13 protein-coding genes are annotated in these 13,862 nt (G+C 64.6%); 1 reads left to right on the plus strand and 12 read right to left on the minus strand.

The window, feature by feature from the left end; translation table 11 throughout:
• Positions 1 to 61: 61 nt before the first annotated feature.
• The gene (locus tag ABZ677_RS18170) at positions 62 to 1,270 is read right to left on the minus strand and encodes a helix-turn-helix domain-containing protein (protein ID WP_358371787.1); all 1,209 of its coding nucleotides are present in this window, start codon (positions 1,268 to 1,270) and stop codon (positions 62 to 64) included.
• Between the two features lie 107 nt (positions 1,271 to 1,377).
• On the opposite strand from ABZ677_RS18170, the gene ABZ677_RS18175 reads away from it, so the two are divergent.
• The gene (locus tag ABZ677_RS18175; RefSeq protein ID WP_032367181.1) at positions 1,378 to 2,094 is read left to right on the plus strand and encodes a TetR/AcrR family transcriptional regulator; all 717 of its coding nucleotides are present in this window, start codon (positions 1,378 to 1,380) and stop codon (positions 2,092 to 2,094) included.
• Positions 2,095 to 2,122: 28 nt separating this feature from the next.
• Here the strand turns inward: ABZ677_RS18175 and ABZ677_RS18180 are convergent, their stop codons facing one another.
• The 11 genes from ABZ677_RS18180 to ABZ677_RS18230 form a co-directional block, all read right to left on the minus strand.
• Positions 2,123 to 3,376, minus strand: coding sequence for an FAD-dependent oxidoreductase (locus tag ABZ677_RS18180; RefSeq protein WP_358371790.1), 1,254 nt, complete (start codon positions 3,374 to 3,376; stop codon positions 2,123 to 2,125).
• A gap of 34 nt (positions 3,377 to 3,410) precedes the next feature.
• Positions 3,411 to 3,602 carry a ferredoxin gene (locus tag ABZ677_RS18185; RefSeq protein ID WP_032367183.1) on the minus strand — a complete coding sequence of 64 codons (192 nt, stop codon included), beginning with the start codon at positions 3,600 to 3,602 and terminating at the stop codon, positions 3,411 to 3,413.
• 43 nt (positions 3,603 to 3,645) lie between these two features.
• Complete coding sequence (locus tag ABZ677_RS18190) at positions 3,646 to 4,854, minus strand: enoyl-CoA hydratase-related protein (RefSeq protein ID WP_358371793.1); 1,209 nt, start codon at positions 4,852 to 4,854, stop codon at positions 3,646 to 3,648.
• 71 nt (positions 4,855 to 4,925) lie between these two features.
• Positions 4,926 to 6,122 (minus strand): acetyl-CoA acetyltransferase, encoded by a 1,197-nt coding sequence (locus ABZ677_RS18195; RefSeq protein ID WP_358371796.1) that lies wholly within the window; start codon positions 6,120 to 6,122, stop codon positions 4,926 to 4,928.
• The gene (locus ABZ677_RS18200) at positions 6,119 to 7,516 is read right to left on the minus strand and encodes an OB-fold domain-containing protein (RefSeq protein WP_358371799.1); all 1,398 of its coding nucleotides are present in this window, start codon (positions 7,514 to 7,516) and stop codon (positions 6,119 to 6,121) included. The genes ABZ677_RS18195 and ABZ677_RS18200 overlap by 4 nt, the downstream gene beginning before the upstream one ends.
• Before the next feature lies 1 nt (position 7,517).
• Positions 7,518 to 8,723, minus strand: coding sequence for an acetyl-CoA C-acetyltransferase (locus tag ABZ677_RS18205; protein ID WP_358371802.1), 1,206 nt, complete (start codon positions 8,721 to 8,723; stop codon positions 7,518 to 7,520).
• Positions 8,720 to 10,018: an acetyl-CoA hydrolase/transferase C-terminal domain-containing protein gene (locus ABZ677_RS18210; RefSeq protein ID WP_358371805.1), complete on the minus strand. Its 1,299-nt coding sequence runs from the start codon at positions 10,016 to 10,018 to the stop codon at positions 8,720 to 8,722. Before ABZ677_RS18210 ends, ABZ677_RS18205 begins: the two co-directional genes overlap by 4 nt.
• Complete coding sequence (locus tag ABZ677_RS18215) at positions 10,008 to 10,268, minus strand: hypothetical protein (RefSeq protein ID WP_052073958.1); 261 nt, start codon at positions 10,266 to 10,268, stop codon at positions 10,008 to 10,010. Before ABZ677_RS18215 ends, ABZ677_RS18210 begins: the two co-directional genes overlap by 11 nt.
• Positions 10,265 to 10,795: an aromatic-ring-hydroxylating dioxygenase subunit beta gene (locus tag ABZ677_RS18220; RefSeq protein WP_358371809.1), complete on the minus strand. Its 531-nt coding sequence runs from the start codon at positions 10,793 to 10,795 to the stop codon at positions 10,265 to 10,267. The genes ABZ677_RS18215 and ABZ677_RS18220 overlap by 4 nt, the downstream gene beginning before the upstream one ends.
• Positions 10,792 to 12,066, minus strand: coding sequence for an aromatic ring-hydroxylating dioxygenase subunit alpha (locus ABZ677_RS18225; protein ID WP_230592042.1), 1,275 nt, complete (start codon positions 12,064 to 12,066; stop codon positions 10,792 to 10,794). The genes ABZ677_RS18220 and ABZ677_RS18225 overlap by 4 nt, the downstream gene beginning before the upstream one ends.
• Before the next feature lie 20 nt (positions 12,067 to 12,086).
• The gene (locus ABZ677_RS18230) at positions 12,087 to 13,826 is read right to left on the minus strand and encodes an AMP-binding protein (RefSeq protein WP_358371812.1); all 1,740 of its coding nucleotides are present in this window, start codon (positions 13,824 to 13,826) and stop codon (positions 12,087 to 12,089) included.
• Positions 13,827 to 13,862: the final 36 nt, after the last annotated feature.

A 13,862-nucleotide genomic window follows, 5' to 3' on the forward strand; every position in this document is an offset into this window, starting at 1 on the left:
GATGTGCAAGGCCTAACGCTCATTAACTTTATTCTTGGATAAATTAAACCTTCGGTCGGTTTCAGGACTCCTGAAGAACGGTGAGCGCCAGCAACTCGGTGACGTGGGCCAGACGATCCTCGTCGGTTCGCTCGAGCCGGACCATGTCGGTCACCACGCGGCGGGCCGCGAAGACACGAACGCGTGCGTCGTTCACGTCGAGTCCCGGCCTCGATCGCATGACTGCCTCGACCCACCGATCGACATCTCGTGCCATCGACTCACGGAGCCGACGAGCGTCTCCGAGAGGCACGTTTCCGGCTTCGGTGATGTAGACCCCGAACAACTCTCGGTTCGCGGCAGCTACTGCGCAATAGCTGCGCACCAGCACCCGCAGCTTCTCGTCGGGCGTCCCAGCCTGCGCCAGAGCCGTGCGCGCACCGTCGGCCACCATCGTCACCGCCCTGAACAGGACGTCGACCAGCAGCTCCGATTTGGACGAGACGTAGTGGTAGACACTCGGACCCGTGATTCCGGCCGCGGCTCCGATGTCGTCCACGGTCACCGCGGCGTAACCGACCCGGTAGAACAGTCCGACGGCCGCGTCCTCGACGGCCGTGACCCTCGACCCGGTCCTGCCCTCATCGGAGCCAGGGCGAGCACCATCGCCGAGAGCCCCGACACCGTCACGGCGCGCCGGAGTCCGGCGAAGGTCGAAGGACAGCAGTGCGAATTCGATGTTCTCGAGCGCTTCTCTGTAGCGGGACAGATCCATGTCCACCGGGTCGGTCGATGGACTGCCCGCAACCGAGAGCATCGCGCAGGCGATCAGATGACAGTTCTCGGGGGAGAGGTCCGCGTACGAGGCGGAGACCGATGCGGTCACGGTATGCACGATCATCGCGTAGCGGCCCTCGATCACACGTCTGTCGTCGGCATCCAGATGTCGAACTTCGCGCTGCACCAGAGTCCAGATCTCACGTCGCTCGAGCGCGACGTCGATCATCGGCGCGACGAGATGGGAGACGTCGCGATCGGCGTACTGCCGCAACACCGACTCGGCGGGTCCGAGGGTCGACACCACCGCCGCCATCAGCAGCTGTTCCTTGGACGAGAAGTGCCGGTACAGAGCAGGTGCCGTGAGATCCACTCGTCGAGCAACTTCCGCGAGTGTCACGTCCTCGTAGCCACGCTGATGGAACAGCTCGGCCGCGACGGCGGTGATCTGTTCTCGTCGCGCCCGCCCGCGCGCCGTGACGGGCCGGGTAGCAGCGTCGTTCCGCGGAGGCATTCTTCTCGTTCCGTGCTTTCGAAGTCAGGTTCGAACAGTGCACCATATCCAGTGCTGCAACATCGGTCGGAACCGTGAATTGTGCCCGGCACATCTATAGTCGGACCATGGCACGAAAAGCGACCGCGAAACTCACCGACGAGGGCGAACTGCCCGAATCGAAATCCGCACGGACTCGCGGCCGCATCCTGGACGCGGCTGCTCATGTGCTCAGCATCAAGGGGTATGCGGGAACGCGGCTGACCGATGTCGCGGAATACGCGGAACTTCAGGCACCGGCCATCTACTACTACTTCCCCTCGCGCGAAGAACTCATCGAGGAAGTGATGTGGGTCGGCATCGCCGACATGCGCCGGCACGTGCTCGCAGTGTTGGACGCGGTCGATCCCGCGTCGAGTCCGATGGACCGCATTCTGGTGGCGGTGGAGGCACACCTGCGACACGAACTCGAGATCTCGGATTACACGACCGCGTCGATTCGCAATGCCGGTCAGCTTCCCGAGTCGATCCGAGCGCGGCAGGTGGCCGAAGAGGCCAAGTACGGCAAGATCTGGCAGAAGCTGTTCAAGGACGCTGCAGACGAGGGCCAGATTCGCGACGACCTCGATGTGAAGATGGCGCGGATGCTCGTCATCGGAGCATTGAACTGGGCGGCCGAATGGTGGAACCCACGCCGGGGCTCCCTCGACACCGTGGTCGCCACCGCCCAGTCCATCGTCTCGGCCGGCTTGTCTCCCAAAACCACGTCGACTGCTGCTGCAGCGCCGCGCAAGACAGCCGCACCGGCACGGCCCCGTCGCCGCTCCGGTCAGACCGCGATCTGACCGGAGCGAGTCGCCGGCCTCGTCACGGTCAGACTTTCGCCGCCGCGATCAGTTTGCGCTTCTCCGCGAACTCCAACGCTGCCGACCAGTCCGTCTTCTTCGAGATGAGCACGCGGTACTTCATGATGTCCGCCTGTCCGTTGACGGTGAGTGCGCCGACGACGGTCTCGCCTTTGCGGTAGAGCGCCACCCACTTGCCGGGGACGTCGACATCACCCTCCACCAGGACAACCTCGTCGGCATCGGTGATTCCGACGAATTGGATGCGGCTGTCGTACCAGTCCGACCAGAAGTACGGGACCGTCGAGTACGGCTTGGCCGCCGCCGGATCCAGTGCGTTTCTGGCCGCAGCAGCACCCTGCTCCGCCGCGCTTGTCCAGTGTTCGAGCCGCTGGTGGCGGTCGAAGAGTGGGTTGCGCCAGTTGGCCACGTCACCGGCTGCGTAGATGCCGGGAATTCCGGTGAACAGCGTCTCGTCGCACAGGACCCCGTTGTCCAGGGTCAATCCCGAGCCTTCGAGCCACCCGGTGGCAGGAACGGTGCCGATGCCGACGATCACCAGTTCTGCCGGGAGCACGGTTCCGTCGGCCAACACGACCCGCTCGACCCGGCCGTTCCCTTCGACGCGGTCCACTCCGACTCCACACCGCAATTCGGTGCCGTTACGGTTGTGCAGCGACGCGATCGCCGGACCCATCGACGGTCCGATCGCGCGCACGAGCGGAGTCGCCAGCGCCTCGACGACGGTGACGGGGATACCACGCTTGTTGGCGTTGGAGGCCACCTCGGACCCGATGAATCCCGCGCCGATGACGACTGTCCGAGCACCCGAATCCAGTGCAGCCCGAACGGCGATCGCATCGTCGATGGTGCGTAGTCCGTGCACTCCGTCGAGATGTTCGGTACCGGACAGAGCTCGCGCCTGGGCCCCGGTCGCGATGATCAGCAGATCGAACGGGATATCCGAATCCCCCACCTGCACAGTTCTTTCCTCGATACTCAACCCGGTGGCCGGGTTGCCGAGCAGCATCGTCACGTCGAGTTCGTCGGCGAAGGTCTCGGGAGTACGAAAGAAGGGGACGTCCGGGCTCGACCCGTCGACACCGGGTTCGAGATATGCCTTGGACAGCGGCGGCCGGTCGTACGGAAGATGTTTCTCGGCACCGATCAGGGTGATCGTGCCTTCGAATCCGGCTTTCCGCGCACTCTCGACCGCTCTGAGTCCGGCCAGCGAGGCACCGACGACAACCAGATGCCTGCTGTCGGCCGACACACCGGTCATGTGACGGTGACCTTGCCGGGGGTGTCCAACACGGTCAGTGCTCGATTCGCAAGGCTTCGGTGGGGCAGCCGGCAATGGCTTCCTCGACCTCGGCCAACTCGTCGGGCTCGATGTCCTCCTTGAGCGCGAGCAGATCACCGGAATCATCCACCTCGAAAAAGGCAGGTGCCAGGGATTCGCAGATGCCCAATCCGGTGCACTTCGTTCGATCGACGACGACCTTCATCGTATTTCCTTTCACTCGGCTCACCGCCCCTCTTCGGGTACGGTCAGCGACCTTCGAATTGTGGTGCTTGCTTACCGACGAACGCGGCGATGGCACCTCGCGCATCGGACGTCCCGCCGGTGATCGCAAGAGCGTCGATTTCGTCGAGCAAGTGCTCGGACAGGGTGTTGGTCGACGATTCGCGAAGTAGTCGGCGCATCTTCCCGAAGGCTCGAGTGGGGCCCGACGCAAGCGATACTGCAAGCGAGAAGGCCGTGTCGGCCAGCCGGTCGGCGTCGACGACCTCGGTCACCAGCCCCCACTCCACCGCCTCTTCGGCTCCTACCCGGTAGTTCTGGAAGAACATCTTCGCGGCACGCCGTGGTCCGACGAGCCGGGGCAGGTACCAGCTTCCGCCCCCGTCGCCGGACAATCCGATCGCTGCGAACGCCGTCGAGAAATGCGCGTTCGGAGCCGCAAGCACGAAGTCGGCGGCGAACACGAAGCCGAGACCGCCGCCGGCAACGGCACCTTGCGCAGCAGTCACGATGGGTACATCGAGCATGCTGAACAGCCGGAACGCTTCGTGGAACGGGCCGGTCATCCGCCGCAGCAGCGGTCCGATCTGCTCGGGGTCGCCGTCGACGAAATAGGTGATGTCGCCGCCGACAGTGAGGTTGGTTCCCGATCCTTCGATGAGCACCGCTCGCACGGTCGGATCCGCCGCGCACCGTCGGGCCACTTCGAGCGTGTCCTCGGCCAGGGCGAGATCGATGGCGTTGCGCTGTTCGGGCCGATCGAGGGTGATGCGCGCAACCGACTGTTCGACGCGATATCGGATGGTCGTCAGCTGCCGTTCGCCCCGCGCTGTTCGATCGACTGCCTCGTGCCAGCGTTGTGAGTCGGTCAGCTGCACCAGTTTCGAGACTTTGCCGTCGACGAAGGTCAGCACGTGTACGAACTCCGCGTCCAGGGTGGCACCCGTCGACCTACCGGTGCCGACATACCTTCCCGCCACGTAGAGCCGTCCGTCCTCGAGCCCGACGAATTCTTCCGGGCGGGCCGCCGCCGAATATTCCTTGGCGATGCCACCCCAGAAATTCCGCCGCATGTCTGCCGCGTCGGAGTAGTCTCCGCCGAGGCCGAACGGGAGCCCCTCCGTTACGTGGCCACGGAAGCTGGGATGCAGGACGTTCTTCAGCACCTCACGGTCACCACTGGCCAACGCCGCATACAGCGCGCGAGCGGTCTCGATCGGTCCGGCCTCCGCCATGATGCCCCTTCGTCGTGGTTGTCGAATTTAATATAAATAAAAATAGCCTCGCCCGTCAAGGCGCTGCTCGACTATCGACTCGGCGAGTTGCCGACGACCGAGACGAAGGAGACGCAACCGCCGGGACGACCACCCAGATTGTGCGTCAGCGCCAGCCTTGGATCGTCCAATTGGCGACGCCCTGCGCGCCCGGAGAACTGCAACCAGCACTCGTAGAGCATCCGCAGCCCGCTGGCACCGACCGGATGCCCGAAGGACTTCAGGCCACCGTCCGGGTTGACGGGAAGGCTGCCGTCGGAGTCGAAATCTCCGGCCAGCATCTCCTTCCAGGCCTGTCCACGGTCACTGAAACCGAGGTCCTCCATCAGGACGATCTCGGTCGGAGTGAAGCAGTCGTGCACCTCCGCCAGCGACAATTCTCGGCGCGGATCCTCGATACCTGCCTGTGCGTAGGCGTCGCGCGCACTGTGGACCACCTCGGGGAAGGTCGTGAAGTCGTAGGCCGGATCCACCGCACCGCGCATCGGCCCCGCAGCCAGCGACAGGCCTTTGACGTACATCGGTGTGTCCGTGTAGTTCAGCGCGTCCTCGGCCCGGACGATCAGCGCGCAGGCAGCCCCGTCGGACACTCCCGAGCAGTCGAAGACACCGAGTCTCCCTGCCACCTTGGCGGCACCTTCGATCTTCGAGCGTTCGACTTCCTTCCGGAACTGAGCCTTCTCGTTCTTCGACCCGTTGACGTGGTTCTTCCACGCCACGTGCGTCATTGCGCTGCGCATGTCGTTCGGATCGACGCCGTACTTCGCGCAGTAGGCAGGATCGAGCAACGAGAACGCCGCCGGCGCCGTGAGTGACAACTCACTGGCTGTGCCGTCCGCAGGCGGATCCGCACGCAGCAAACCCGAGAAGCCCGAGTCCTTGAGCTTCTCGACGCCGACGGCCATCACCGTGTCGTAGGCACCGGAGGCGACCGCGTAACACGCATTGCGGAAGGCCTCGGAGCCGGTGGCGCAATAGTTCTCGACCCGGGTGACGGGTTTGTAGTCGATGCCCAACGGCCTGCTCAACGCCAGTCCGGACTGTCCGGATCCGAGAGTGCCGAGCCAGTACGCGTCGACGTCCACCAGGCTCAGCCGTCCGTCGGCCGGCAGACATTCCTGCACGGCATCGATCACGAGATCGTCGGCAGACTTGTCCCACCGCTCACCGAAGGCGGTGCAGCCCATCCCGACCACCGCAACACGGTCTCGAATCCCATTGCTGGTCATACCGACTCCTCCACTGCGGAACGATCCTCGCTCACCGGTCGCGCCTTCCAGAAATAGTTGTGCACTCCACCCGCGGTGAACAGCCGTCGAAACGACAGCTCGACGCGACTTCCCACCGTCACCGAGGACGCCGCGCCGTCGGCGACCTCCAGTGAGTACCGGCCACCGCCGTCGAAGTCGACGACGGCCTCCACCACCGGAGGCGACGGCGAGAACGCCAGGCGATCGATAGTCGACGTAGCCACCGTCCCGCGCGCACCTCGCCGAGATTCCGGGTGCATGGAGTCGACGCTGCCGCAACCGCGACACACTCTCGCGGGCGGAAGGTGGACGAATCCGCAGCGATCACAACCGGATCCGACGAATGCGAACTTCCATGCCGTCGCGCGCCCCGAGGGCGGCGCGGCCGGTCGATCGGGTTCGGGCCGTCGCGGCGGCTCACGGTCGAGGAGCCCGCGCCACGACAAGTAGGTCAGATACGAGATCCGGTGTCCCCCGCTGCGTTGTTCGGCAACAGGACGTCTCGCACGATGGTTCACGATGCCGGGAAGGACGCGCAGAACCAGAGCATCGCATCCGTCGACCGCGGACAGGACCAGAACGGTCTCCCCCGGCGCAGCCGAGTCCAATACCTCCGCCAGCGCGATCCCCACGTCGGCTGCACCACTGAACCCCAACGTCGACGTGACCGTCGAGACGGTTCCGGAGGCCAACGCGGTCAGCCGCTTTCGGATTCCACTGTTCGGCGAGGTGAGTACGACGTGGTCCGGTGCATCGACCCCCGCGGCAGCGAGCGCCCGGCGCTGCACCTCCGCGATCAACGGGGTGTACTCCTCCTGGCCGTAGCGCTCTTCCCACTGGCTGCCGCCGATCGACGCCGGATCCCGCCAGCGATCGAGGAATTCGAGCGTCGACGACGCCGTGGACAGCAATGCTGCGATTCCGGTGCCCTGTTCGGTGGTCTCGGCGAAGACGAACGCAGCTCCGCCGTCGCCGCCCGACCGCTCGTCCGAGGAACCGGGTCGTCCGGTCCGCACGTCGGACATGACGGCCATACCGCCGGATTCGGCCGCGCACCGCAGTGCGGCCATCGAGGACTTTCCGGTGCCGCCGAAATCCGCGCAGAACACGTCGGAGGGCAAACCCAAGGCAGCATGAACTGCAACGGCATTGGTCTTGTCCGCGTATGCGTGAGACGAGCTCGCGAAGTACACCGTTGCCGGTACGTACTCCGCCGCCGACGCGGCGGAGGCTGCCTCCACGGCGATGGTCGTGCTGTCCTCGTCGAACGAGGCCACCACCCGATCAGCTCCGCCCACTCGGCCACCGATGTCCTCGGGTGCCAGTCGGTAGGTGGGGAGGTACGCGGCGTAGGACACCAACTCGGCAGTCATGTCAGGCCCTCTCGAACATGGCGGCGATTCCCTGGCCGCCGCCGATGCACATGGTCTCGAGTGCGTACCGCCCCCGGCGACGCTGCAGTTCGTTGAGCATCGTCGTCATGATGCGTCCACCGGTGGCACCGATCGGGTGCCCGAGGGAAATACCGGAACCGTTGACGTTGAGTCTGGAATCGACGTCGTCGAGTGTCAGACCCCAGCCGGACAGCACCGCCAGAACCTGTACAGCGAAGGCCTCGTTGATCTCGATCAGATCCAGATCCGCGAAACCCAGGCCGTTCTTGGCGAACAACTTCTGCACTGCGCCGACCGGTCCGATCCCCATCATCGACGGCTCGCATCCGACGGCCGCCCAACTGTGCAGGAAGCCGATGGGCTCGAGACCCAACTCTTCCAACCTGTCCTCGGCCACGACCAGACAGGCACTCGACGCGTCGTTCTGCTGGGCCGCGTTTCCCGCGGTGACCGTTCCCCCGACGATGAGGGGACGCAGGCGAGAGAGAGTCTCCATCGACGAGTCGGGTCGAACCCCCTCGTCCCGGGTGACCGTGATCGGATCACCCTTGCGCTGGGGAACATTCACCGGGACGATCTCGGCGTCGAACGAACCGTCCGCCCACGCTCGAGCGGCGGCGCGGTGACTGCGCACCGCGAACTCGTCTGCCCGCTCGCGGGATATCTCGTACTTCTGCGCCAGATTCTCGGCCGTTTCGATCATTCCGCTGATACGCCCGAACCGCCATTCCGGCTGCGACCGTTCCCGCCCGCGATCGAGCCGGTCGTACAGTGCGAGGTTTCCCGACCGAGAACCCCAGCGAGCCGAGGTGGTGTAGTGCTCGATGTTGCTCATCGACTCCACCCCACCCGCAAGGACGACGTCCGCCGCGCCCGTCTGGATCATCATCGACGCGGTGACCACAGCTTGCAGCCCGCCCCCGCATCGCCGGTCGGTCTGAAAGCCAGGAACTGCCACCGGGAGTCCGGCATCGAGCGCAGCCCATCGTCCGATACACGGGGCTTCGGAGTTGGCATACGACTGCGCGAACGCCACGTCCTCGATCCGTTCGGGATCGACTCCCGACGCAGCCACCACGGCCTGGATCACCGCCGAGGCCAGGTTTTCGGCCGGAACCGGGCGCAGGGCACCGCCGAAGGCACCCACCGGGGTTCTCAGTGGTGCCACGATTGCTGCGCGTCTCATCTGACAGTTCCTCTCGTCAACTGATGTTCTCCTCGAAGAATCGGCTCGGCCGCGGCCGCTAGTTCGCCGCGGTGCACCGGGTCGGCCAGCCTCAGCATTTCCTCGACCCGGCGTTCGAGCGACAACCCCCGAAGGTCGGCAATGCCGTTCTCTGTCACGATGATTGCCGCGTCGGCCCGCGGTGTGCTGACCGGACCGCCGAGTGCGGCCACGATTCTGCTCCGCCCGCGGGCCGACGATGGCAGAGCCACGATCGGTAGTCCGCCACGTGATGCGGCCGCACCGCGCAGGAAGTCCATGGCCCCGCCGACTGCACCGACGTACTTCCCCGCCGCGACCTCGGCATTGACCGCTCCGAACACGTCGACCTCGATGGCCGAGTTGATCGCGGCAAGAGCATGCTGCGCGGACAGTATCGCCGAATCATGGGTGTAGCCGGTCGATCTGACGTTCACGGCGGGGTTTCGATCCACGAAGTCGAAGAGTCGACGCGTACCGGTGACGAACCCCGCGACGGCAATGCCGCGGTCGAGCGACTTGCGTGCTCCGGTGGCCGCCCCCGACTCCATCAATTCCATGGCGGCTTCGTTGAGAACGCCACTGTGGATACCGAGATCGCGTCGACCGTGCAGCTCACGCAGCACTGCCTCGGGTACGGCACCGATCCCGAATTGAAGGGTCGCTCCGTCCTCGATCAACGACGCCACGTTCCGCGCCACTGCGTGCACGACGTCGCTCGCGTGAGCCGACTCCATCTGCGCCGGCTCACGCGAGCTGCGAACGGCCGCGGTCCACTCCCCTGGGCCGAGAGTCCTGGCACCCGCAACCACCGGTGCCCTGTCGTTGATCTCGACGATCACGACGGCGGCCGAATCGATGACGGCCGAGAGGTAGTCGTCGGTCAAGCTCATCGAATGTCGACCGGTCTCGTCGGCAGCCGAGACCTGAACGAACACCACATCGGCCCGCGCCGGACCGGACGTCAACAAGTCCGGAATGCGCGAGTAGTGCACCGGTGCGATCTCGAGCAATCCTGCCTGGTGCAGTGCGGCATTGCTGCCGGTCCCGCAGTACGAGGACAACGAGAGGCCGTCGACCGACTCCGGCTGCAGGATCGACCGAGCCGGGATTCCGACAAAACACCGAACCGGACCGATCTGATGGCGTTGTGCAACAAGACGTTCGGTCAAGGTCTGCGGCTCACCGCACGCCTGACCCCATACGATGCTGTCGCCGGGCCGAACGAATCGCGTGAGATCGAGTGACTGTTCTGCGCCGATCACGCTACCCGGCACTGTTGTTGTTCCATCTGTCGGACGACGGATCGAGCAACTGATTCAGATGGCCGTCGCTGAGCCATACGATGGTCTCCAGTTCCAACGCATCGAGAAACCGAACCCGCCCGGTCCGCAGATCCTCCAGGCGAAGCCGAATGCCGTTGCCGGAGCGGTCGAACGTCACCTCGACTTCGGCGAACTCGCTGCCGACGATGTCGCCGGGCGAGGTATCGCCTGCGTCGGAACTGCCTGTCCCCACCACCGTCATATCAAGAAACCCATTGTGGCAACGGCTTTGTCGTGATCGACGAGCACGACCTTCTTGTAGGCCAGCGCGAAGCCGGTCTCCGTTCGTCGCAGCCGATACGTGGTGCGTCCGCCCCAGATCTCGTTGCCTCGCGTCCTGGACTCGAAGACGATGAAGTTGCACCCTACTTCGACGTCCACCCCGCCCGCCGGATTCCGTCGACCGCCCAGAATCTCGACGTTGGACAGCAGGCGGCGCATGTGCGACGGCGGTGCCTGGGCATACCGCTTTCCGGTACGAACCTGCTTCAGCCGAGTCGAAATACGATTCCTGTTGTCGTAGATGATCGACACACAGGTCAGCGGGTCCGAGTCCATGTCCGAGGCGGGAACCCAGTAGATGGCGTCGTCGGTCCACAGCGCCTCCCACGAGTCGTAATCGTTCTCGTCGGCGAATCGTGCTTCTCGATAGAGGAACTGCTCGACCTCACGAAGATCGGTTCCTGCCGGCACATCGACGAGTCCGTCGGCGATCTCTGCTGTTTTCACTGGTCGGCCTCCATCAGTTTCTTGTAGTGAGCCCAGAAGCCGCGCATCCCGACCTCGTCCGTGGCCGTGCCGATCGTGAACCCGTTCTCGTCGGTCTGCTCGCGATGGATACCGCGACGCACGTCGAGCCACTCCGGTGCGAGCATGCCGACGCCGCGCTGGTTTCGCTCGTACATCTCGGTGTCGTCCGCGAGCAGCATTCCGGCCGGTCCGACGGAGCCGATCGACTGAGAGATCATGCGCTTGTTCAGTTCCGGCGCTCCGGCGAGCTGCACCGCGGTTGCATACTGCACGCACTCGTCCGCGGCGACAGGCTGAATGTTGAAGACCTGGATCTCGGCGATGAACAGGTTGGGGAACACCATGACGTGGGGTGCGCCCTCGACGAGAATTCGTTCGGCATCCTCACCGTGACGGGCCCGGATCGCCTCGACGTAATCCGGTACCCGAGATTCCGTGGTACCGAACCAGCGCATCGGTTCGTCGAACTTGCGGAACTCCGGTCGAAGGTCGTTCTCGCTGTGGCCGTTTCCGAGGTTTCGCGTCACGGCCGTCGACGCATCGCTGTACAGCGCGCCGATCGGCGAGCCGGTCACGCCGAATATCGATCCGTGGACGAATTGCGGGTGATAGCCGTCGGTCTCGTTCTCGGTCAGCAGCTTCCAGTTGGCCTTGGTCTTGTGTTGCAGCCACCCTGCGGTGAGTTCGACCTTTCCCTCGGGCGAGAGATTCGCGAGCCGATCGATCTCACCGGCGGCTCCGCCCAGGTGCTCGACGAGGCTGGGTCCGTCCTGCGCGAAGCTGCCGAACACGAAGCCCTGGTAGGACGCGACTCGTGGGACCTTTCCCATGGTCAGGTCGAGGTTGTTCTTACCGCCGTACCCCTTGTTGTACGGATACCCCAGCAGCTCACCGGTGTTGCGGTACGTCCACCCGTGGTACGGGCAACGGAACGAACTCGAGTTGCCGCGCGCGTCGTCGCACACCAGATTCGCTCGGTGTGCACACCGGTTCAGCAACAGATGCACCTCGCCGTCGCGGTCACGGGTCATGACCACGTCCTGCAGGCCGAGCTTCTTGCGGATGTAGTCGTTGGGCTCGGGAATCTCACTTTCGTGACCCACGAACACCCATGTGGTGTACCAGATCTTGGCAAGTTCCTCGGCGAAGATCTGTTCATCGGTGTAGAGCGATCCGTGCACGCGGGTCGGCTCGATCAATCGGGAGTACTTCGACTCCCCGGACGGACTTCCGGTACCGGTGGTGTCCATCCCTGCGGGGACGACTGCGGTCATACTCCACTTCCTTCCATGGATTGGGCTGCTGCCGCTGTCGCCAGCTGCACCAGTCGAAACTTCTGCACTTTGCCGGTCGGGGTTGTCGGAAGCTCCTCGGCGTCGAGGAAGACGACCTTCTTCGGTACTTTGAATCGCGCCAGATTCGATCGGCACAGCTCGATCAGCTCGGCTGCTGTGACGGTCGAGCCGGGTGCACGAACCACGACGGCACAACCGATCTCGCCCCATCGGTCGTCCAACAGGCCTATCGCGAAGACCTGGCTGATGCCCTCGTGTGCCGCGAGCAGATCCTCGATCTCCTTCGGCATGACCAGCTCGCCGCCGCTCTTGTAGAGCTCCTTGCTGCGCCCGGTCACCTGGAGGTACCCGTCGTCTCGGACCAGGCCGAGGTCGCCCGAGTGGAGCCACCCGCCCCGCAGCGCCGCCGCAGTTTCCTCGGGCTTGTTCCAGTACCCCTTCATCGTCGAGGGACCCGAGGACACCAGTTCGCCTTCGGAGCCGTTCGGCTGCAGTTCACCGGTGAGCGGATCGACGGTGCGATAGACCACCAACGAGTCCGATCCTTCGATGCTGGCCGCGCCGGCGAGTTTGGGCCGGCCGACGGTATCGGATGTGAGGGAGAGCGGGTCCTCGGGCAGCGTGAGTGTCATTGCCCCGCCGCACTCGGTCATGCCGTATCCGGTCACGATCTCGGAGACGCCGAATTCACGTTCGACCTTCTCCCACAGCCACACCGGGGCCGGGGCCGATCCGCACAGGATCGCGGTCAGTGACCGGAGATCGTACTTGTGCCGGTCGGGATGTTCGACGATCGCCACAGCCATCGTCGGCACGCAGAGAATGTCCGTTGCCCCGAATCGTTCGATTCCCGCGAGATAGCCGACGGGGCTGAACGAGGTCTGAGGAACGATGGCACCGCCGACGAACATGACCGACAGTAGACCCTCGACGTAGCCGAACATGTGATAGCACGGTAGCGAGAACAGGATTCGACGTCCGTCCTCGTACGCTCTGGTCAGGGCGGACGCGTACCCGGTGCGCAGCACCGCATCGTGGGTGACGAGTACACCTTTGGGCGAACCTGTGGTCCCCGAGGTGTAGAGCATGTCGCCGATGTCGGTCGGATCCGCACCGTGGCCCACGGCCGCGTCGGCATTCTCGATGCCGAGGTCCGACAGGTCGGCCACGGTCATGGCACTCACGCGTCGAGTACCGCCGGTGTCGAGCACGACGACCGAACGCAGAGCGGGCACCGCGTCGGCGGCCGAATCGGGCCGTGTCGCGAACGACAGCGAATCCCACCCCGGTGCGATCTCGTCGAGCATGGCCACGTAATCGAGCGTCGAGTACGCGTTCATCGTGATCAGCACCCGGCACTCGGACTGCTGCAGAACGTATTCCAGTTCGTTCTGGCGGTACAGATAATTGAAGGGGATGGCGATCGCTCCGACGCGCGCGATCGCGAACTTGAGGGGGACGAACTCGGGGTGGTTGGCCATGAGCAGGCCGACCCGATCACCTCGCTGGACCCCGAGCGAGGCCAGGCCGTCCGCAAGGCGGCGTGACTGTTCGGCCACGTCGGAGTACGAGTACGTGACCTCCTCCGTCAGCACCAACGGACGGTGCCGATAGCGATCGGCGCACTCGTCGAGCCAGCCGTCCAGAGTGCGTGGTGTCCACTCGGGATGCTCGCTCATCAGCGCACTGCGCCGATCCTCGATACCGGTAGTCATGCCAGCCTCACTTTATTCTCCGTTAGATTAATAAAT

The organism is Rhodococcus sp. NPDC006774 (assembly GCF_040636045.1).
Taxonomy (GTDB): domain Bacteria; phylum Actinomycetota; class Actinomycetes; order Mycobacteriales; family Mycobacteriaceae; genus Rhodococcoides.